General features: G+C 32.8%; 20 protein-coding genes. 18 read left to right on the forward strand and 2 right to left on the reverse strand.

The genetic code is table 11. From position 1 onward, the window contains the following. Positions 1-64 precede the first annotated feature (64 nt). From LPC11_RS01230 to LPC11_RS01245, 4 genes are all read left to right on the forward strand, one after another. Positions 65-1,585, forward strand: coding sequence for a M4 family metallopeptidase (locus LPC11_RS01230; protein ID WP_023374235.1), 1,521 nt, complete (start codon positions 65-67; stop codon positions 1,583-1,585). Positions 1,586-1,886: 301 nt separating this feature from the next. Then, entirely contained in the window at positions 1,887-2,972 is a 1,086-nt protein-coding gene (locus tag LPC11_RS01235; RefSeq protein WP_226956361.1) for a CapA family protein, read from the forward strand. A 247-nt stretch (positions 2,973-3,219) separates the two neighbouring features. Continuing rightward, positions 3,220-4,227: an ornithine carbamoyltransferase gene (argF, locus tag LPC11_RS01240; protein ID WP_023374233.1), complete on the forward strand. Its 1,008-nt coding sequence runs from the start codon at positions 3,220-3,222 to the stop codon at positions 4,225-4,227. A gap of 24 nt (positions 4,228-4,251) precedes the next feature. After that, positions 4,252-4,464, forward strand: a complete 213-nt coding sequence (locus LPC11_RS01245; RefSeq protein ID WP_023374232.1) for a hypothetical protein — start codon at positions 4,252-4,254, stop codon at positions 4,462-4,464. A 353-nt stretch (positions 4,465-4,817) separates the two neighbouring features. Here the strand turns inward: LPC11_RS01245 and LPC11_RS01250 are convergent, their stop codons facing one another. Continuing rightward, complete coding sequence (locus tag LPC11_RS01250; RefSeq protein ID WP_023374231.1) at positions 4,818-6,458, reverse strand: alpha-keto acid decarboxylase family protein; 1,641 nt, start codon at positions 6,456-6,458, stop codon at positions 4,818-4,820. 163 nt (positions 6,459-6,621) lie between these two features. On the opposite strand from LPC11_RS01250, the gene LPC11_RS01255 reads away from it, so the two are divergent. The 3 genes from LPC11_RS01255 to LPC11_RS01265 all read left to right on the forward strand — a co-directional run bounded on the left by LPC11_RS01255 (position 6,622) and on the right by LPC11_RS01265 (position 9,080). After that, positions 6,622-7,071, forward strand: coding sequence for a MarR family winged helix-turn-helix transcriptional regulator (locus tag LPC11_RS01255; RefSeq protein ID WP_023374230.1), 450 nt, complete (start codon positions 6,622-6,624; stop codon positions 7,069-7,071). A gap of 255 nt (positions 7,072-7,326) precedes the next feature. Next, positions 7,327-8,799 carry a poly-gamma-glutamate hydrolase family protein gene (locus LPC11_RS01260; RefSeq protein WP_114599525.1) on the forward strand — a complete coding sequence of 491 codons (1,473 nt, stop codon included), beginning with the start codon at positions 7,327-7,329 and terminating at the stop codon, positions 8,797-8,799. Between the two features lie 179 nt (positions 8,800-8,978). Next, positions 8,979-9,080: an SE2200 family small protein gene (locus LPC11_RS01265; protein WP_015364644.1), complete on the forward strand. Its 102-nt coding sequence runs from the start codon at positions 8,979-8,981 to the stop codon at positions 9,078-9,080. A gap of 82 nt (positions 9,081-9,162) precedes the next feature. On the opposite strand, the gene LPC11_RS01270 is transcribed toward LPC11_RS01265, so the two are convergent. Next, entirely contained in the window at positions 9,163-10,617 is a 1,455-nt protein-coding gene (locus LPC11_RS01270) for an alkaline phosphatase (protein WP_023374228.1), read from the reverse strand. A gap of 255 nt (positions 10,618-10,872) precedes the next feature. Between LPC11_RS01270 and LPC11_RS01275 the strand changes: the two genes are divergently transcribed. The 11 genes from LPC11_RS01275 (at position 10,873) to LPC11_RS01325 (ending at position 23,230) form a co-directional block, all read left to right on the forward strand. Then, positions 10,873-11,031 (forward strand): hypothetical protein, encoded by a 159-nt coding sequence (locus LPC11_RS01275; protein ID WP_164967141.1) that lies wholly within the window; start codon positions 10,873-10,875, stop codon positions 11,029-11,031. A 21-nt stretch (positions 11,032-11,052) separates the two neighbouring features. Continuing rightward, on the forward strand, positions 11,053-11,718 hold the full coding sequence (locus tag LPC11_RS01280) for a response regulator transcription factor (protein ID WP_107566263.1): 666 nt from the start codon (positions 11,053-11,055) through the stop codon (positions 11,716-11,718). 5 nt (positions 11,719-11,723) lie between these two features. Further along, entirely contained in the window at positions 11,724-12,620 is an 897-nt protein-coding gene (locus tag LPC11_RS01285; protein ID WP_023374225.1) for a sensor histidine kinase, read from the forward strand. 103 nt (positions 12,621-12,723) lie between these two features. Beyond that, positions 12,724-13,470 (forward strand): ABC transporter ATP-binding protein, encoded by a 747-nt coding sequence (locus LPC11_RS01290; RefSeq protein ID WP_023374224.1) that lies wholly within the window; start codon positions 12,724-12,726, stop codon positions 13,468-13,470. A gap of 17 nt (positions 13,471-13,487) precedes the next feature. Then, positions 13,488-15,482 (forward strand): FtsX-like permease family protein, encoded by a 1,995-nt coding sequence (locus tag LPC11_RS01295; protein ID WP_231307311.1) that lies wholly within the window; start codon positions 13,488-13,490, stop codon positions 15,480-15,482. 122 nt (positions 15,483-15,604) lie between these two features. Further along, the gene (locus LPC11_RS01300) at positions 15,605-16,447 is read left to right on the forward strand and encodes a DUF4064 domain-containing protein (RefSeq protein WP_023374222.1); all 843 of its coding nucleotides are present in this window, start codon (positions 15,605-15,607) and stop codon (positions 16,445-16,447) included. Between the two features lie 336 nt (positions 16,448-16,783). Beyond that, positions 16,784-17,968 (forward strand): 5,10-methylene-tetrahydrofolate dehydrogenase, encoded by a 1,185-nt coding sequence (locus tag LPC11_RS01305; RefSeq protein WP_231307312.1) that lies wholly within the window; start codon positions 16,784-16,786, stop codon positions 17,966-17,968. After that, positions 17,968-19,083, forward strand: coding sequence for an MFS transporter (locus LPC11_RS01310; protein WP_023374220.1), 1,116 nt, complete (start codon positions 17,968-17,970; stop codon positions 19,081-19,083). Before LPC11_RS01305 ends, LPC11_RS01310 begins: the two co-directional genes overlap by 1 nt. Positions 19,084-19,336: 253 nt before the next feature. Beyond that, positions 19,337-20,131: a zinc ribbon domain-containing protein gene (locus tag LPC11_RS01315; RefSeq protein WP_107566261.1), complete on the forward strand. Its 795-nt coding sequence runs from the start codon at positions 19,337-19,339 to the stop codon at positions 20,129-20,131. A 235-nt stretch (positions 20,132-20,366) separates the two neighbouring features. Beyond that, positions 20,367-21,098 (forward strand): phosphoadenylyl-sulfate reductase, encoded by a 732-nt coding sequence (locus tag LPC11_RS01320; protein WP_023374218.1) that lies wholly within the window; start codon positions 20,367-20,369, stop codon positions 21,096-21,098. A 281-nt stretch (positions 21,099-21,379) separates the two neighbouring features. After that, a complete protein-coding gene (locus LPC11_RS01325; protein ID WP_041613763.1) occupies positions 21,380-23,230 on the forward strand; it encodes an assimilatory sulfite reductase (NADPH) flavoprotein subunit in 1,851 nt (616 codons plus the stop codon). Positions 23,231-23,241: the final 11 nt, after the last annotated feature.

The following is a 23,241-nucleotide window of genomic DNA, read 5'->3' on the forward strand; positions in this document are numbered from 1 at the left end:
CTTTTTACAAAAATATAAATAGTATGAAGGGAGATTAAAATTTATACATATACGGAGGATTAACATGAATCGATTGTCTAAAACTATCATTTCCGGTCTTTCAGTAATAACTATAAGTAGTACATTTTATAGCGGAGAAGTGGATGCAAAGAATGATCGTTCAGCAAATCAAAACAAATTAGAAGTTAAGAATAAGAATAAAGCATTCCAGGCATTAAAATTATTACCCAATGATAAAAATGCTAAAAAGCAATTTAAACACTATAAAACAGTCGACGTCAATACAGATCAATTAGGCTACACGCACTATACATTACAACCAAAATTTAAAAATGCATATGTTCCTGATAGAGAAGTTAAAATACATACCAATCCTCAAGGTAAAGTTGTACTTATTAATGGTGACACAGGTGGTAGTGAAATAAATCCTAGTAATAATGTTCAAATCCATAAAAAAGAGGCCATCAATAAAGCTTTTGACGCTGTTTCTATGTCTTCAGATAAAGCCAAAAACTTTAATAATGAGGTCATTAAAAAGAATGAAATTCAAATTAGCGGTCAACATAACAAATATGTTTATCAGGTAGAAATTGTAACGACGTCTCCTAAAATATCACATTGGAACATTCAAGTTGATGCTGAAACCGGGAAAGTTATTGATAAGATCAATAATATCCAACATGCACATACTGAAGGTACGGGAAAAAGCGTATTAAACAAAACGAAAAAAATTAATATTAATAGTAAGGATAAAGGATATGAGTTGAAGGATGTGACGCATAAAGGGAATATTTCAGCTTATGACTATAATGATGAGGATGGCAGTTCGAAACTGATGACCGATAAAGATAAAGAATTTGTAGACAAGTCGCAACATGCTGCTGTTGATGCGAACGATTATGCTAAAGATGTGTATGATTATTATAAAAATAAATTTGGTCGAGAATCATACGATGATAAGGGAAGTCCTATCGATTCATTAACTCATGTGAATCAATTTGAAAATGAAGATAATCGTAACAATGCTGCTTGGATTGGTGACAAAATGATTTATGGAGATGGAGATAATGACAATTATTTACCATTCTCTGGTGCTAAAGATGTGGTAGCACATGAAATTACACATGGTATAACTCAGGAAACAGCCAATTTAGTTTACGAAAATCAACCCGGTGCATTGAACGAAAGTTTCTCAGATGTCTTTGCATATTTTATTGATAGTGATAATTTCCTAATTGGTGAGGATATATACACACCTAATGTTAAAGGTGATGCATTAAGAAGTATGTCTAATCCTGAAAAATATGATCAACCTGCACATATGAAACATTACTCTAAAACACAAGAAGATAATGGTGGTGTACACACCAATTCTGGTATCCCTAATAAAGCTGCATATTTAACAATCAAACGTATGGGTAAAGATAAAGCTGAACAAATTTATTATAGAACGTTAACACATTATCTATCTTCTAATTCAGATTTCGAAGATGCTAAAAAATCATTACATCAAGCTGCGCTTGATTTATATGATAAATCCACAGCAGATCAAGTTAATCAATCATGGGAAGATGTTGGCGTTTAATCTAATAAGCCTTTCACTGAGATAAGCACAGTGAAAGGCTTGTTTGATGTGGTAACACTTAGGGTTGTCTAACGTTAGACAACGAGCAGTCTAATTTAAAAAAGTTAAGAGTGTACGATTTAAATTAACTCGTCATATTTTATTTTGTAAAACAATAATTTACATAAATTTAAAACTAAAAATATTGTTTTTATTCATGAATATAGTAATGTTGTATGTATATAGTATATAAGGAGATACAACATTGAAAAAGTATTATTTAATAACGATTTTGTCTTTTATTTTATTTTTGATAGTTAGCATGTTGGCATATCGGATGGATTTAAAGCAAGAGGCACAAGTTTTAGCAGTAGGCGATAATTTAATACACCCTAATATATATAGGGATGCACTTGAATCAGATGGTGTTACATACAATTTTACCCCTATGTATCAAAATATAAAAAAAGATATTCAATCTGCAGATATTGCATTCATCAATCAAGAATCTCCAATTGGTGGTGATCATCGTCCTTATCATGGGTTTAAGCGATTTAACACACCTAGTGATATTTCAGATAGTTTAGTGCAAACCGGATTTAATTTTATTAATGGATCTAATAATCATGCTTTAGATCAAGGTGATGAAGGACTTAAATATCATCTTCAACAATGGAATAAATATAAAAATAAAGTCTTGTTTACAGGTATTTACGATTCGCAAAAGTCTCATGATCAAGTGGCTGTCAAAAAGATAAATGGTATCAATATAGCTATGTTGAGTTATACATTTGGTACGAATGGAATTAAACCTAAACATCAATACGAAATCAACTATTTTGATGACAAACAAATTAAGAAGGATATTCAACAAGCTAAAGAAGTGGCAGACGTCATATTTGTATCGGCACACTGGGGTAATGAAGGATCTCATCAACCTAATCCAATACAACGTAAATATGCAAAATTATTTGCTGATGAAGGGGTGGATGTAGTACTAGGTACACATCCCCATGTCATACAACCTGTTGAATGGATTAAAGGTAAGGATCATCATCGTACCTTAGTCGCTTATTCCTTAGGAAATTTCTTGAATGGACAAGAAACTGGAAATGAAAGTAATGACTTACTCGGTAGATTAGAATTTAAAATAATGAAAACGCCTAAAGCAGTAAAAATCGAAAACGTTAAATGGCGAAGTATGGTTAATTATTATGAATTAAGTGATGTATACAATAAAAACAGTAAAGAAAACTTTAAAATTTATCCATTAAAGGATGTGGATGAACGCTTAATTCGTAAACATGGCCGATATTATGACCCGAATTCTGATATGAGTCAATTACGATTACAACAAATAACTAAAGAAGTCGTTAACGAATCATTTTTAGATGATGATAGTTTCTAAGATTATTAGCAGTTATATATATGTACTACTAGCATTTCCCCAACATAATCATTAAATGTTTCATGAGAAACATCGCAAATGATGTTTCTCATTTTAATAATGTATACAATACTGAATGATTTGTATCACTCTGATGTCGATAAAGTAGGTAAAATGTGCGGGGAAGTCATTTTGTATATTGCATAAATAAACAATATATTGAATTTATATTAGTTATGTTGTAAGATGTTATCAAGGAGTTGATGACATGAGCGAGTTTAACTTTGAAGGTAAATGTTTATTAAAATCGACCGATTATTCTAAAGATGAATTGAATTACATCATAGATAAGGCACAACAATTAAAAGCAGAAAAGAAAAATAAACAATCACATCAATTATTAACTAATAAAAATATAGCCATTATATTTGAAAAACCATCTACACGTACACGAGCAGCATTTAGTGTTGCAGCCCATGATTTAGGTGTTCAAGTAGATTATTTTGGACAAGGAGAGATACATTTAGGAAAAAAAGAAAGTATATATGACACGGCGAAAGTGCTCGGTAGTATGTATGATGGTATCGAATTTAGAGGACATGACCATAACGATGTTGAAACACTAGCACAACATGCTAATGTACCAGTCTGGAATGGTTTAACTAATGAATGGCACCCAACACAAATGTTAGCGGACTTTATGACACTTAAAGAAGAGTGGGGGACGTTAAAAGGTAAGACTTTAACATATATTGGAGACGCTCGAAATAATGTAGCCAATGATTTATTAGTTACAGGGTCGTTATTAGGCGTCAATATGAATATTGTGGCACCAGAATCTCGCTTGCCAGAATCACATGTGGTAATGATGGCTAAAGACTATGCGGAACAAACAGGCGCAACGATTCAAATCAGTAGTGATATTGAAAAGACCGTTTATCAAACGGATGCTATTTATACGGATGTTTGGTTTTCAATGGGAGAACCAACAGATGTTATAGAAGAAAGAGTTAAGGCATTACAACCTTATCAAATTAATATGTCATTAATTCAAAAGATACAAAATCCAGATGTGAAAGTACTGCATTGTTTACCAGCTTTCCATAATACACAAACCCAAGTAGGCAAAGAGGTCTACGAAAAATATGGATTATCAGAAATGGAAATCACAGATGAGGTCTTTAATAGTCCTTATTCTATTGTTTTTAAACAAGCAGAAAATCGTTTGCATTCTATTAAAGCCATAATGGCATTAACTTTAGGTGGCATAAAATAAGAGATTACAAATGAGGTGTTATGCATGATTATAGAAGTCTCTAAAGCATTAAAGTCATTTCTTTATGAACACTACCAAATAGAAATAGGAGAAATAGCAAGTAAGCAAATTATTGATCACATCTATCCTATGATAGAAAATGAAATACACGAAGATATGAAGACAGAAATTCAAAACCAAACTATTAATGATGTTATAGCAAAGTTAGAATCTGAAAAGATAATTAATCATAAATGAATGAAGAGGTTGAGACAAAAGTGTTTAGGATTTGAGAAGAACCGAACGATGATAAAGAACTACTTCCTTATTCATAGGTTAGTAGTTCTTACAAACTCAATAGTTGAGTTTGTTCATTTGAATTGTTTTTTTTAATTTTGTCTGATTGTGAGAATACCATGTCCAGCTCGCATTGCCAGTAGGTTTTCAAAATGAAAACCTTTCTGCTAGGCCCATGCCTAGCTTGCATTGCTTGTAGAATTGCTGATTGAAATTCTCTCTGCTGATTCCCGGCAGATAATCCTGTTTTGGGACGTTGTTAATCGGTTTCCCAGAGTACTAAAGCTTTATCTCTCAACCTCTTTCATGATTTATTATTTATTTTGTGAAGCAAATGCTTTAGCGATATCACTTAATTTAGCTGGTGCATCTTCAATTGCCATTTTTACTTCAACAAAGTGCATGCAATCGCTATGTGCATTGATTTTTTCAAATGTTTCTTTAAGTTCATGTGATGTATTAACATCATGGATGACTACATTATCTCCGCCAAATACTGCAGGGAGCGCTTTGTAATCCCACATATGAATATCATTATATGGCTCTTTCATACCATGAATTAAACGTTCCACTGTATAACCATCGTTGTTGACTACAAATATAATTGGTTTCAATTGTTGTCTAATCATTGTTGATAACGATTGAACTGTCAGTTGTAGTGAACCGTCCCCGATAAGTAAGACATTACGTCTATGCGGTGCAGCGATTTGTGTACCTAATGTTGCAGGTAATGTGTAACCGATAGATCCCCATAATGGCTGGCCAATAAAGGTATTGTCTTTATATAAAGCTAAATCATAAGCGCCAAAGAATGAAGAACCTTGTTCAGCGAGTAATATATCGTCTAGTTGTAAGAAATCTTGCATCATCTTGAAATACGTTGCTTGAGTTAATGGTTCATGATCAACTTGATAGTCATGTTCTTGTGGTCGTTGATACTTTGGAAATTCTGATTTATTTTTATAAGAAATTGACATTAAACCTTTTATAAGATGAGGTAGTGCAGCTTGTTCAGTGATTGTTTCGTTCATTTTAAAATAGTTATGGTTAATCATAACAACATCGTCGATATCAAATTCAAATGAGAAACCAGCTGTAGCTGAATCAGTTAACTTCGCACCAATATTTAAAATAGCATCACTTTGATTGACATAGTTTTTAACGTTTTCTTCAGCGATACTACCATCAAAGATACCAAGATAATGTTCGTTTTCTTCATTAAAAGCCCCTTTACCAAGAGACAATTGAGCGACGGGAATATGAGTTTGATTTACAAATTGTTCTAATTCAGAATGAAGACCAAAACTATTAATTTCATGTCCAGTTATAATCACAGGTTGTTTAGCAGAATTTAATTTATCTTCAATCATTTGAATATAGTGAGATACATCTTGATCATCACGTGCTTCAGGTTGGAAAGGTTTAGACACGTCGATTTCAGTCATTGCAACATCGATTGGTAAATGTAAATGAACTGGACGACGTTCGTTGATCGCTGCTTGTATAAGTCTAGGAATTTCAGTCGTTGCATTCTCAGGCGTAATATATCCTTGCGCGGTTGTTATAGGTTCAAACATTTTTCTATAATCATCAAATGTACCTTCACCTAAAGAATGATGAACATATTTTCCAGCTGATTCAACAGCACGAGTGGGTGCACCAGTAATCGCAATGACAGGTACACGCTCAGCATAAGAACCAGCAATGCCGTTAACTGCACTTAATTCTCCAACACCAAACGTAGTAACTAACGCACCTAATCCATTGATTCGAGCATAACCATCAGCGGCATAGCTCGCATTTAATTCGTTAGTATTACCAACCCACTCTACTTGGTCATGAGAAATAATATCGTCTAAAAAGGCTAAATTGAAATCACCAGGGACACCGAATATTTTATCTACCCCAGCAACATTAACTGCATCCATTAAATATTGTCCTACACGTTGTTTCATTATGCATTCCACCTTTGTTTATGTATTTGCATTTTACAATTAAAAGATAACTTTTTGTAAAAAGAAAGTCAATCAACTTGACCTTTTTAAGAAAGTTTAACATGACGAAATAAGGAAACTTTATTATAATGAACCTTAAATATTAGAAAAGGAAAGAAAGTACATGTCGACAAATAAAAACGATTATGAGCATATGCTATTTTACTTTGCATATAAAACCTTTGTAACGACAGCGGATGACATTATTGAGCAATACGGTATGAGTCGCCAACATCACCGTTTTTTATTTTTTATCAATAAATTACCTGGAATTACGATAAAAGAGTTACTTCAAACATTGGAAATATCAAAGCAGGGTTCTCATGCTACACTGAGAACGTTAAAAGAAAAGGAACTTATCATCGAGCAAACATCAAAACAAGATCGGCGTGTTAAACAGTTATTTGCTACGGATAAAGGTAATGCGTTAATTAATGAACTCAATTACGCACAAGATCATCTATTACAAACGATTCAACAAAAAGTAGGAAACAACTGGTACGATATAATGGAAGCGTTAGCCAACCAAAGAGATGGTTTTAAACATATTGAACATTTAAAAGGACAAGATTAACTAATACTTTCACGAACCCCCGTTACATATGATGTGATAGGGGATTTTTATAATGAAGTAGTGAAAGAAAAAGTGAGTTATTTTAAAAGAAAGTATTGTTAAGAAATAATGTTAAAAATATTAACTACATACATACTCTTTTTAAAATTTTTGTTAATAATGTAATAAATAGTTGATATATTAAATAAAAATATTGCTATTTTCAATGGATAAGTTAACATAGGATAAAAGCATTTTATTTTAAGGAGCCTATGAATGAAAAGATATGTAACTAAAAAAACTAAACCCATTGTTAAAATAACGTTAGGTTTAATCACTGCGTCAATTAGTTTAGCAACGATAAGTGTCGTGACCCAACAAGCCACTGCTCACGCCTCTACTGTACAATCGATTCACAACCATACGAGCACGCAAAATCAAACACGAACATTATCGACAGCGTCTCATATATCCCAAACGAAGACACCTGTGAAACATGTCACAACAAAAGTTAAGACTCCAACTACAGTGAAAACGACGACGAAAGTAGCAACCGTTAAGCAACCAACTCAAACAGTAAAAACGGTATCTGTTTCAGCTCCTAAAACAAGTCAAACATCTAAGATCAAAACAAGCACGAGTCATACACAAAAACCAACATCTGCTATGGCACCTACATCTACACACCATAAAAGCAGTAAAACAACGATTAAGTCTTCGATAAACCGTACGCCAACAACTAAAACACCTACAACTCAACCAACAGTATCCAAGACATCAACAACTAAGCCAACGAGCACGACAAACCATACGAATACAACACTATCAAAATCAACAGCGTCGACGAAAACATCCACAACGACTCGTCCATCGATCCAGACATCGAAGACAGTATCCAAGACATCAACATCAACAAGTACTGTAAAATCACCTACGACATCAACATCACAACCAATTACTCAAATATCAAAGACGACTGCTTCTTCAACGAAATCAGTAACGCCGACAACACCCAATCCAATACAAACGAGTTCAAGTTCGAAAGATACTACAAGACCATCAACAGGTGTTAATTCAGATGTTAAACCGATCATGCCGATTGAAAGTACACATAAAGATTATTATGCTTCAATGACCCAACTTCAACGAGAAACTAAAGAAGGCATAGATTGGAAGAAAGAAATTCGTGACCAAGGCAACCAAGTACTAATCGTTGCACCTCATGGAGGTAATATAGAACAAGGTACGTCTGAGTTAACAAAATTACTTGCACAACAAGGCGGTTATGATTATTTTTCATTTGAAGCTATGAGACCATCTAACAATACACAATTGCATGTAACGTCGACACATTATGATGATCCAACTTTACATCAAATGGTAGAGGGACGTGTGGCTACCATTTCTATACATGGAGCTAAAGGAGACGACCAAATTGTATTCTTAGGCGGCGCTAAGTCTGTCCTAAGAGATGCAATTCAATCACAATTGGAAAGTAGAGGTTTTGCTGTACAAGTACCGCCTGAATATTTAGGCGGATTAAATGAGGATAATTTTATTAATAAAAATGAAAATAGCACTGGTGTACAATTAGAGTTAACGACTGCATTACGAAAAGCATTATTTATTAATCAAGATATGAGTACAACATCACGAAAAAATGAAGATAATTGGTCCTCGTTAATGTATCAATTTGCAGATGCATTGCATACAGCAATATCACAAACAACGGAGACATTAACACATTAAAATCAACGTGTTGAGTGTTATCGAAAAAATAATGTCGATGAAGTATATTAAATTTAATTTATGTTTTTTCAATCCATTGATAATAAGGTTTTTAAAATTGTTGAAAAAAAGTGTATAATTATGTCATAAGAATTTCAAAGCGATAGTTGAAATGAATAATCGAAGAAGGAGTTTTTATGATGAAAAAATTCGCTATATTATTAACTTTAGTCGGTGCAGGTTACTATGCATTTAAAAAATATCAAAATCATGTGAACCAAGCGCCTAATATTGAATATTAATATGTATCATAAGTAATTAGATGCATACATTAAAATAATCCGGGATGAGTCACGCTCATCTCGGATTATTTAGTATCAAAGTTTATTTTACGTCATTAGCAAAGAAATCAAAGATATTTTTTGCACTATCTGTATTTTCTTTATTTCCTTTGAATTGATTAGATCCAGGACCATATGCATACGTATTTACATCTTCACCAGTGTGACCGTAAGTCGTCCAACCTGTATGTGATGCATCATTGATTGGTTTTTGAATTGCATCTTGTAGACGCGTAGTTTGTTCGACAACTTTTGGATCTTTTTCATCTTTGCCTGATTTTGTTAATTTCTTAAGCTTTTTAGCTTCTTTTTTAACTTTATCCAGTTGTTCTTTAGGGAAGTCAATACCATAGCCATCGTCGATTACTTTTTCAGGGTCTTTACCAGCAGCAATTTCTTTTGTCATATACATACCAGAATGTTTCATTTGATGAATTGATTGAGGATTCCATTTGTAATCTTTACCTTTACCAATGGTCATACCACCTGTAGAATGATCTGCTGTTGCTACAACAAGTGTATCTTTATGTTGTTTAGCATAGTTAATCGCATTTGAGAAGGCTTTATCAAATCCTTGCATTTCAGACATTACACCCGTCACATCATTTGGATGTGCAGCTTTGTCGATAGACGCACCTTCTACCATTAAGAAGAATCCTTTATCATTCTTTTCAAGTTTACTTAAAGCGCTATTTTCCATATCTACTAATAATGGATTACTTTCTGGCGCATCAATTTGAAGTGGCATATCTTTCTCAGAGAATAAACCTAATACCTGATTGCCAGTAGATTGATTCAGTTCATTTTTATTAGAAACTACATCGTAACCATCTTTTTTGAATTTTTGATCTAAGTTCCCATTATCTTTACCAAAATATTTAGAACCGCCACCTAAAATGACATCTACTTTATGTTTGCCGTTAATTTTATCATTATAGAATTGTTTCGCAATGTCATCTTTTTTATCACGAGAATCGACATGTGATGCATAGGCTGCTGGGGTTGCATCAGTGATTTCTGCTGTAGATACAAGACCAGTAGATTTACCTTTTTCTTTTGCACTTTCTAACACAGTTTTAACATTTTTCTTATTAGCATCGACACCAATGGCACCGTTATACGTTTTATGGCCTGAACTAAATGCTGTAGCACCTGCCGCAGAATCTGTAACGTTTTCCTTAGGGTCATTAGGATAAGTACGGTTAGTACCCTTTAAATATTTATCAAATGTAGTGGGTTTCATCGATTTAGTTGAAGGATCGTTTTGATAATAACGATAAGCTGTGTTGAATGAAGGCCCCATTCCATCGCCAACTAAGAAAATGACATTTTTAGGGTTTTTAGTATTACCGAAAGCAATAGCATCGTCATTACCTTGTTTTTTATGGTTATCTGTATTTGTCCCAGAAGCTAAAGTTACATTCGTACTACTTAATAATGTTGCAGCAATGATACTACCTGACAACAAGTATTTAGTATATTGATTAAATAATTTCATTTAAAAAGCCCCCTAATGTATGTATAAACGCATTACAATTTAAGTATAAGCAAATCATTTTGATTAGATGTGTGGTTCTTGTAAATAGATTGTAAACATGGATAAAAGAGGATTTTATTAGTGGATTACTCATAACAAATGTACTTTTAATAATAAACATGTAAAATAGATATTAAATAGAGTACAGCAAGGGGAAAATTGGAAGCCATTTTTCCACCATGACAACTCATGCTTAAAATAAACGAGGTGAAAAAATTGATATTTGTTATGTTATCTCCGTTATTCATCATAGGTTTTATTGCATTAAGTATTTATGAAGAAAAAAGAAGAAAGAAGAATGAAGATGCTAAAAAGGCATCAAATGACGCTCAAACTGATGAGAATCAAGCGCAACATCAAGATAAATCAACGTAACGCAACGAAAGGTGTATCTCAATGAAGATTTATATAGTAGAAGATGACTTAGTCATTGCAGAAAGTTTAGCAAGTGAACTTAAGAAATGGAACTATGACGTTAAGATGGCAAAACAATTTTCGCATGTTTTAGATGATTTCAAAGGCTATCTACCTGACTTAGTACTACTAGATATTAATTTACCTACTTTAAATGGATTCCATTGGTGCCAAGAAATGAGAAAAATCTCGAACGTACCTATTATATTTATTAGTTCAAGGACAGATAATATGGACCAAATTATGGCGATTCAAATGGGTGGCGATGATTTTATTGAGAAACCATTCAATTTATCATTAACAGTTGCTAAAGTACAAGCTTTATTACGACGAACTTATGATTTAGCTGTATCTAACAACGAATTAAATGTTAAAGGATGTAAACTTATCGTTGATGAGGCTAAATTAATATTTCAAGATGATGCGACACAACTATCTTTAACAGAACTTCAAATCGCTAAATTGTTGTTTCAAAATGAAGGTAAATTTGTAAATCGAACAGCTTTAATTGAAAAATGTTGGGAATCAGAGAATTATATTGATGATAATACTTTGGCGGTAAATATGACACGATTGCGAAAAAAATTAAGTCAAATTGGCTTAACAGATTTTATTGAAACGAAGAAAAATGTGGGTTATAGGGTGTAAATAAGATGTTACTAACGTTTATTAAATCAATTAAAAATGAAATAGCGATTGTTACCTTTATATCCTTACTGTTTGTACTCATTTTCTTTGTGTTTTCACTCCCCAAAAGTGCGTTGATTCTTGGGTTAGCAATTATTTTATTTATTATGTGTATTTATTGGTGGATCAGTTATTTAGGTTTTCAAAAACAAGAAAGACTTAAAGAAAAAGTAGTATCACTCGAAGAAGAACTATTTGAAATGAAGAACAAACAAATTGAATATCGTAAAGATGTTGAAAGTTATTTCTTAACATGGGTACATCAAATCAAAACGCCAATCACTGCATCGCAACTATTGCTAGAACGTAATGAACCTAATGTTGCTAATCAAGTGAGACAAGAAATTGTACAAATTGAAAATTATACTCGCCTAGCGCTAAGTTACTTAAAATTACTTAATGAAGCCTCCGATATGACAATCACAGAGGTTAGCCTAGATGATTTAATCAAACCCTTAATCATGAAATATCGAATTCACTTTATTGAACAACATACTAAAATTCATTATCAATCTATAGATGATAGTATCTTAACAGATGCACAATGGACTTCGATATTGATAGAACAGATACTGAATAACGCCTTAAAGTACGCACGTGGAAAAGATATTTGGATTGACTTTGACTCAAGTTCTCACCAATTATTTATTAAAGATAATGGTATTGGTATTAGTCAAGCAGACTTGCCGAAAATCTTTGACAAAGGATATTCTGGTTACAATGGTAGCCTCAATGAATCCTCTAGTGGTATTGGATTGTTTATCGTTAAACATATTGCGCAACATCTGAATTTAAATGTTGAAGTAACATCAGAATTAAATAAAGGTACACAATTTACAATTAGCTTTCCAACGCAAAGCTAACTTTCAAAATTGTAAGATGGCCAACAAGATTTGTAAGAAATTATAAATGTTGTTGGTTCTTTTTTAATATAAAATAGAGTTGGTATTAGAAAGGAGCGTCCATATGTTACTGGAAGTCAAACATGTCAAAAAGGTATTTGGAAAGGGTTTAAATAGAACTGAAGCATTAAGTGATATGAATTTATTAGTTGATACTGGAGAGTTTGTAGCCATTATGGGTGAATCAGGATCCGGTAAATCTACATTATTACAACTGATTGCTACGTTTGATCAATTAACGGAGGGTACCATTCAATTGAATGGTCAATCTTTAGCGTCATTGAAACAAAAAGATATTGCTCAATTTCGACGAGAACAATTAGGATTTGTCTTTCAAGAATTTAATATTTTAGAATCAATGACAAATAAAGATAATATTTTAATGCCGCTTGTCTTAAGTAATCAATCTGTGCATACGATGGAAGAACGTCTAGATAAAGTGAGTCAGCAGCTTAATATTAGTGACATTTTAAATCAATTTCCAAATCAAATTTCTGGCGGACAAAAACAACGCGTTGCTATAGCACGTGCCCTTATTACGCATCCTAAACTATTATTAGCAGACGAACCAACGGGGGCGCTTGATTCAAAAAGTTCGAAACAGTTAATGCAATTATTTCAACACCTCAATCAACAACAACAAACGATTTTAATGGTTACGCATTCTAATATTGATGCTTCGTATGCTAATCGTGTTGTTTTTATTAAAGATGGTCGTTTATATCATGAGATATATCGTGGGGAAGAGAGCCAGATAGCATATCAAAAGCGTATTGCTGATAGTTTAGCAATCATAAATGGAAGGGAGTAGATAACGTGCCCCTAACAATGATTTGGACAATCGTTAAACGCCATTTTGTAACGCAACGGCATATCATCATACCATTTATTTTGTCTTCAAGTACGATATTTGCGATTGAATACATACTAATATCATTAACCACTAATACATATATTCAACAACATCATCAATTATTAGGTGTTTTTGCAATAATTGGAAATGTGTTTATGTCATTATTAGCTATCATTTTTATCATTTATGCAAATCAATTTGTCATAAAACAACAACAAAAGACCTATTCACTTTATATTATTTTAGGTATGGAAAAACGTCATCTTGGCATCATAATACTAATAGAATCCATAGTAAAATATTGTATTATCGCATTATTGAGTATCGTTGGAGGATATTTATTCGGTGCACTATTATTTATGTTCATTCATAAAGTGACGACAGGGCGGGAAGGGTATCTAAGTGCCTATCCATTTGATTTTAAAGCCATGTGGATAACATTGCTATTATTATCAATCGTCATGATATTATTATTAATGATTAATGTATTTAAAATCACTATGCAAAATCCTATGCAATTAATGAATAAGAAAGCGTATCGTAATTATCGATTTCAAAATGTATTCAATTATAGTTTATTAATTATCGGAATGTTATGTGTTGGCAATGGTTATCGTATAGCTTTACAAAATAATACACCAATAGAGTCGATTTTGGCATTATTTGCTGCCATATTCTTTGTGTTTATAGGTACATATTTATTATTTATTTCATTGAGTATTTTACTTATTGAAAGGTTACAAAAGTTGCCTAAGTATTACTATCGACCTAAACGTTTCTTTTTGATATCAGGATTAAGAGCACGTATGAAATCGAACGCAGTAGGGTTAGCAAGTATCGCGATATTATGTACGTTCTTGATTGTTACTTTAGGTATGACTATCACGATATACAGAAGTATGAGTGATAATGTTCGTAATATGTGGAAAAATCAATATCTTACCAGTATTGATGGTGATATTCATCGAGATAAAAAGGTAGCTCAAAAGGTTAAAGCAGTAACAGAAGATATTAAACAAAATATAAATTCAGATACGCCGAAAATATATACCCAATCCATGTTTAATGTGCTTTTAGACAATCATTCAGATTATCGGCGTTTACTCAAACCAAGCGATACACCTAACAAGTTCAATATTGATCCTTGGAGTACTAAAAATGTGTTTATTACGATTATGACATTGAATGATTATAACCAATTTAATCGCCCGCTACATTTAAAATCAAATGAAATCGGTGTGAACACGAGCATGCAAATGCTAAATATAAATGACAATTTAGTACTAAGAGGAAAAGCCTTTAATATTAAACCTGTTGAAGAAACTAATGTGAATTCTATAAGATTTAGCGAAAACATTAATTTAATCGTTAAAAATGACAAAGAACGTGATCAAATCATCCAATATTATACTAAAAATTCAGGTAAAGCTGATGATCAAGTCACACACACGATGATTGAATTTAATGCGTATGATTTAAAAGGAAAAGATACACCGGATATTCATAAAATTGAGCAAAAATATCATATTAATATTACCAGCTATGATTCATTTCGTAAGATGTTTTATAACTTCAATGGCGGCTTAATATTTGTGGGGAGTTTAGTTTCTTTCGTTTTAGTGATTGGTATATTCTTAATGATTTACTATAAACAAGTATCAGAAGCGCAAGAAGATGTTGATCATTATGTTACGATGGCACATCTAGGACTAGATAATGATGATATCAAACATATATTAGATCAACAGTTAATTTGGTTATTTAGCGTTCCATTCATTGTGGGTATATTCCATACAGTGGTTGCTTCTAAAATAATATATAATGTACTCGGATTATTTGGAGAAGTTAGTAAAGGTATATTTATAACTAGTTTTATAAGTGTGATCATTGTGGTAAGTGCACTCTACCTCTTGATGTATAAAATGACTTCTTATTTATATTTAAAATATGTAAATCAATTAAAAAAATAAAACTAATAAACTACTGATATAATAGGAAAAATAAAACTATTACCAATTTAATTTTATAATTTAAGCATACATAGTATGTCAATTGGGTAATGATAAAGAAACAAAGAAAGAGGTGTCATTTAATGAAAAGGACAATTGAACGGATTCTTGCTTGGTTAGGAATCATTACTCAATTATTTATAATATTAGGTTTAGGCATTGGTGCCATGTTTGGTGGTACAAGTGAAGTACAAAAAGAAATTAAAAGACAAGCTAAAGAGCAGGCAGCTTCAAACCCAGCTGTTGACTCATCATCACATATGTCTGAATTATTACCATCACTTTTTAAAGTTGGACTTATTTATGGTTTAGTTATTTTAGTAATTGCACTTATTGCGACATTATTAATAAAGAAAAAGGCTAAATTAGCAGGTGTTTTACTCATCATTGCTGCTGTACTTTCATTAGTAATGAACTGGATTGCTGCTTTATTCTGGATTATTGCAGGTATTATGTTATTAGTTAGAAAGAACAAAGATAAACATGATGTAGATGACAGAGATGATGTCCACAACAAACATTCAAAGGATAAGCATTATGATGATGCAAATCATTTACATGATGAAAACAGTAAACATCATCACGATGTTGAAGAGAGACATGACCGTGACGTAGAAGGAAGAGACCCACGTGATGAATTCGATGGAGATCGTAGAGAAGACGACCAACATAGAGCAGACCACCATGATGTAGACCGTCGAGATGCCAATCAACAAGACACAGACCGTCGATTCGAAAGTACAGATAGAAGACATGACCGTGACGTAGAAGGAAGAGACGCACGTAACGAATTCGATGCGGATCGTAAAGAAGATGACCGTCGTGATGCAGACCATTCTCAAGACCATTTTGAAAATGATGAACATAACAAAGATAATTTTGTGGATAAAGTAACACGTCGATTCAATAATGAAGATAAGAAATAAAGATATAAAATAAAATTGATGTTTTACCTTGAAAGGAAGAATGATCTATTCCTTTCAAGGTTTTTTATTTGATATGCAATATCTATATATGCAATTAATTATTTTTGAAAAGTAATTATGAATACATGTTATTTGTCAAATGTAATTAATATCGTTATTATGGATTGATATTGATTTTTTGATTGAAAAGGTTTGAAATTTCTCTATGAGTCTATAATATAATTTGCGTGCGAATTATTGTGAATATATTGAAGATAAATGACAAGATTTGATCCATTGTAAAAATAGAGTATTGTATTGTTATTTTAATTATTTTATAGAAAGGAGGTTTCACCGATGTATACAGTAGGATTAGTGCCATCGCCTGGCGTTGCACATGAACATGTGACGAAGATTATTCCCAAAATCAAACAATTACTGACACAAAGGATTAACGATGATAGTCAATGGAACTTTGATGTTAAAGAGGATTTAATTATTGGTTCTGCCGAAGATGTACATGAGAGTGTTGATAAAGCAGAACAAATCAAAAATGAAAAACATTGGGATTTCGCAATATGTGTCACAGACCTTCCCAGTATTTCTGGCAAAAAGGTTGTCGTTAGTGATTTCAATAATGAAAAGCAAGTCGCAATGTTATCATTACCATCCTTGGGTGCGATTAATTTAAAAAGAAAGTTAATTAGCAGTATTACAACGATGATTGAGCAACTTTATTATAACGAACCACTATCAAAGACAAGCACCCATCCATTCATCCATTTAAAATCGGTAGAACCTGAAGAAGACGAATCCCCTAAAAGGCGATATATTAATCCATTCATGATCATAGGATGGATTCAGTTAATTTGTGGTTTAACACGTGCTAATAAACCATGGAAAAATATTTTTAACTTCAAAAAAATTATTTCTGTGGCCTTTGCTACAGGGACATATGTGTCTATTTTTTCTATGCCGTGGGAGCTTAGTGTCATTTACTCACCACTCAGATTTATTATATTAATGATTATTTCTATTGTAGGTATGGCGTGTTGGTTGTTATATGCACATAAATTAATCGAAAGAAAAACAGCCAAATCACAAAGAACGTATAGATGGATATACAATGCCACAACGATGTTGACACTGATAGTGATTACGCTAATCAATTATTTCATATTATATCTATTATTAATTGTGAGTATTACATTGTTTGTGCCAGTAAGTTTATTTAATAGTTGGACCAGTGCACAAGCAGAATTTACTTTTATGAATTACGTCAAATTAATTTGGTTTGTATCATCGCTAGGCTTATTGGCTGGTGCAATGGGGTCTACAGTAGAAGATGAAGAGAAAATAAGAAAGATTACGTATTCATATCGTCAATACCATCGTTACAAGGAAGCGCAAGAAGAAAAAGAAGAACAAGAACAACAACATAAGCCATCACAACAAGAAGTTGAAAGACAATCTACCAGCGATGATAGTGACGATGATGTATACGAAGAGAAAAAACAAGATCATAGAGAGGAGGGTCATTGATGTCTGAAAGAAAAGTCATAGGATTAGTTGTAGCCCCTGGTGTTACTGAAAAGTTAGCAGAGAATTTAATGGAAGATATACCTGACATTTTATCAGAACAACATAACAATCAAATTGAATGGGAAATTGATTTAGTTGTTGACCCTCTAACTGGTTATGCGGAAAAAGTAGAAGAAATATTTGCAAAGGTGCAAGAGTATCATGATGAACGTGAATGGGATTATGTATTAGCTATTACAGACTTACCGATATTTCACCACAGACGCGTGATGGCACTGGATATCAATATGAGAAATGGTGCAGCTATCTTTTCATACCCTGCGTTTGGTTGGAGACCGGTTAAAAAACGATTTAAAAACGCGATTGTGACAATCATTAATGAAGTCCATCATGCAGAGCAAGACCACCGTAATTATGATGATAATAATCATGTCGAACAAAGTGTTAAACAACAGTTCCCTCTTTCTAAAATAGACAAGACACATGTGTATTTAGATGACACAGATTCAAAACATATACGATATCTATCTAGTTCTAGATCAAGAGGCATGTTTAGATTAGTCAGTGGGATGACATTTGCCAATAATCCATTAAATATGATGGCGAGTTTAAGTAACATTGTTGCCATTGCTTTTACTACTGGTGCATTTGGTTTAATATTTACAACCATGTGGCAAATGGCTAATAATTTCTCGATGTGGCGGTTATTCGGCATATCTATTATTGCGATACTAGGTATGTTGCTATGGATTATGATGTCACATGATTTATGGGAATCCACGAAGCAAAGTAGTAATAAGAGGATTACACTTTTATATAATTTAACCACAGTGATGACGTTATTTATTGCAGTTATCATTTATTATATTATTCTGTACTTAATGTTTTTATTTGCAGAGTTAGTGCTTTTACCGGCCGACTTCTTAGGCCAACAAATTAGTCTTAAAGGACCAGCCGGCCCTGACTTATATTTAAGTATTCCTTGGTTTGCAGCATCAATTTCAACTGTAGCAGGTGCCATTGGTGCAGGTTTACTTGATGAAGAACTAATCAAAGAAAGTACGTATGGATATCGACAACGAATTCGATATGAAGATACACATCAAAATCAATAATCTTTAATGATATATCAACCTGGGACAATGGGTACGTCCTAGGTTATTTTTGTATTGAAAAGAATCATCTAGTAAGTCATATGCAATTATTCTGAGCCAGTTCCTATTTATTTCTTTAAATATTAAAATAATCAATTTTAGAAATTGTTTAGAAAAGATAGTCTTTTTAGAAAAAGTAATTTAAAATATTGATTAACAATATTTTTAGAATATGAAAAATATAAAACAATCATTATGAAGGGAATGGTGGAAAATGAAATATTGTCCCAATTGTGGCAATGAAGTAAAACCAGGGCAAGCATTTTGTAACAAGTGTGGTAATACATTAAAAAAAGAAAACAAACAAGCGGAATCAGCATCACAAGGAAAACAAGAGACGCAAGCAACGCAATCAATGCAATCAAAGCAAACATATCCAGATAGTAATCGATATACCCCGCAACAAGAGAAACAAGATAAGAAGCCGATTTGGATTATATTACTTTCAATTATCTTTATTTTATTAATTGGCGCATTACTTTATGGTGCTTACTACTATTACAATAATGTAATTAAAGACAATGGTAGTGATAACCAAACTACTGAAACACAAAAGAAATCTAAAGATGATAGTCAGTCAAAAGAGTCATCATCTAGTGAGTCTAACTCATCAGAGAAAGCACCAACAATCGATGTGTTTAGCAATAACTTTGATCAAGGGTATATGAAATCTGCATCAACTGAAGGCTATAAAGGTATTTATAAGGATATGACAAGAAAAGAAGTCGAAGCTAAATTTGGTAAATCCTCAGGCAAAGTTGATGGTGGTCAAACATATTATGAAAAATATGGTGATTTAGCGGTACTTTATTCTGGAGATAAAGTAGATCGTGTGGGTGTAGCGCCTTCTAATGTGACTGAAGATGAATTTTTAGATCATTACTATGAACCTGATGAACGCAAAGGTGATGAATTAATTTATGATAGTAACAAAGATAACGACTTCTCAGTCATAGCTCACAGTAAAAAAGGTAAGATTACTTTAATTGAAAATATAGATCAATTATAAAAATAGGAAAAGGTTGGGACAAATTCTGCTTTTGTGAGGCTGTTAATCAGTTTCCTAAAGCACAAAACTTTATGTCTCAACCTTTTTTATTTTATTTAAAACATTAATTTTCTGACAACTTTTAAAAAATGGGTTGACTTCAAAATAAAAAAAAGTTAATGTATTAACATATTATTCTGACAATTCAGATAGGTTTTAAAGAGAATGGATAAAAATCGATAGGGGGATGATAGAGATGTCAGTCAAAGCAATGACATACGATAATTTTACGGGCGACCCTTTTATACACTCCCTCAACACTGATAACGACACTAAGGGCGCATATCAAATATTAAAATGGGCATATGATCAATATGACGATGAGTTAGTTTATTCATGTAGTTTTGGTGCAGAAAGTATGGTGCTGATTGATTTAATCTATCAAATCAAACCGAATGCCAAAATTGTCTTTTTGGATACTGACTTGCATTTTCAAGAAACATATAACTTAATTGATGAAGTAAAAACAACATATCCTGAATTACGTATCGAAATGAAGAAACCTGATTTAACATTGGAAGAACAAGCTGACCAATATAATCCTGCGTTATGGAAAAATAATCCTAACCAATGTTGTTATATCAGAAAGATTAAACCACTGGAAGAGGTCTTATCTGGGGCGAAAGCTTGGGTATCAGGACTGAGACGTGCACAATCTCCAACAAGAGCGCATACTAACTTTATTAATAAAGATGAACGGTTTCATTCAATCAAAGTTTGCCCACTTATATACTGGTCAGAAGACGATGTATGGCAGTATATCAAACAACATCAATTACCATATAACGAATTGCATGATCATCATTATCCAAGTATAGGTTGTATTCCATGTACATCATCAGTATTAGACTCTGAAGACTCCCGTGCAGGACGATGGTCAAATTTTGACAAAACTGAATGTGGATTACATGTTCCTGACAAACCTTAAATAAGGTTAAAAATTTTATATATAAAACCTAGCATTCCGATAAGGATTAAACAGAAGCTAATGACATCATATTTCATTTACTCATTTAACAGTTTGGTACATAATTAAAGTAATCGGATCTGGGTGCAAGCGTCATGAATGAAACTAATAGAATATAAATAGCGCATCGTTAAAATGATGACTGGATTGAAAAAGTATGATGAGGTCAAAATCTAGGATAGTGACAGCATACGATACCCAGACTTTCAAAATCTAGGATGGAAGACAAGAGGTGGAAATTAGTGAATATTAACATCACAAATAGTCCTTTCAATGAGGAACAAGCAAAACAACTTAATGAATTACTCCCAACTTTAACACCTGAACAAAAGCTCTGGTTGAGTGGTTATTTAACAGCGAGTCAACAAGCTGAGACCAATGAATCAGTGACGTCGAATCAAATAGAACAACAAGATCAACAAACTGAAACAATGCTTGCTGATAAAGAACCTGAAGTTACACCAGAATCTCGTGCCATTACAATTTTATATGGATCAGAGACAGGAAATGCCCAAAGTTTAGCAGAGATCTTTGAAGAACGTCTTGTAGATATGGGCAACAACGTGACATTGAAATCTATGGAAGACATTAAACCTAAAGATATTAAAAAAGTTGAAGATTTATTTATAATCACTTCTACACATGGCGAAGGTGATCCACCTGATAATGCTATTGAATTACATGAATACCTACATGGGCGTAAAGCACCGAAGTTAGAAGGAGTAAGATTTTCTGTACTTGCTTTAGGCGATCAATCGTACGAATATTTCTGCCAAGCAGGTAAAGATTTTGACTTTAAATTAGCTGAATTAGGTGCTGAGCGCTTATATGACCGTGTAGATTGTGATATCGATTATGAAGAAGATGCTGAAAAATGGATGGCCAACGTTATCAATGCTATTGGTTCCAAACCCAAAGATACTGATAGTGAGCAAGTTGTAAGCGAATCGATTAAATCAGCAAAGGAGCGTAAATATTCTAAATCCAATCCATATGAAGCAGAAGTATTAGAAAACATTAATTTAAATGGTAGAGGATCTAATAAAGAAACAAGACATGTCGAATTACTATTAGATAATTTTGGAGAGGAATACGAACCGGGTGACTGTATTGTAGTATTACCACAAAATGACCCATCGATTGTTGAATTATTAATCAGTACATTAGGATGGGATTATGAAGAACAAGTGCTTATCAATGAAGATGGCGATACATTAAATCTGGAAGAGGCATTAACATCGCATTTTGAAATTACTAAACTAACTAAACCATTATTAGAGAATGCAGCAGCACTATTTGATAACGATGAATTAAAAGGAAAAGTTCAAGATAAAGAATGGATTCAAAATTATATCGAAGGGAGAGACCTTATCGATTTATTAAACGATTTTGATACGACTGAACTTCAACCCGATAATCTATATCAACTATTGAGAAAGTTACCACCTAGAGAATACTCTATTTCAAGTAGTTATAAAGCGACGCCTGATGAAGTACATATTACAGTGGGGGCGGTAAGATACCATTCGCACGGTCGAGATCGAACAGGTGTCTGCTCAGTTCAATTTGCAGAACGTGTGCAACCCGGCGATACGGTCCCGATTTATTTAAAACGTAATCCAAACTTTAAATTTCCGCAAGAAAGCGAAGTACCTGTCATCATGATTGGACCTGGTACAGGCGTGGCACCGTTCAGAAGTTATATGCAAGAAAGAGAAGAATTAGGATTTAAAGGAAATACTTGGTTATTCTTCGGTGAACAACATTTCACAACGGATTTTCTTTATCAAACTGATTGGCAAGAATGGTTAGATAATGGTTATTTATCGAAACTAGATGTTGCATTTTCTAGAGATACTGAACATAAAGTGTATGTGCAACACCGTATATTAGAAAATAGTAAACAGTTTAATGAATGGATACAAAATGGAGCAGCTATTTTCGTATGTGGGGACGAAAAGCAAATGGCTAAAGATGTACACCAAACAATTAAGGAAGTATTGATGAATGAACAAAGCTTATCCGAAGAAGATGCTGAAGCTTATCTTAAACAAATGAAGAGAGAAAAAAGATATCAAAGAGACGTCTATTAACGGGAAAGGGT

The sequence above is a fragment of the Staphylococcus sp. HL28 genome (assembly GCF_021117155.1).
Lineage (GTDB): Bacteria > Bacillota > Bacilli > Staphylococcales > Staphylococcaceae > Staphylococcus > Staphylococcus warneri.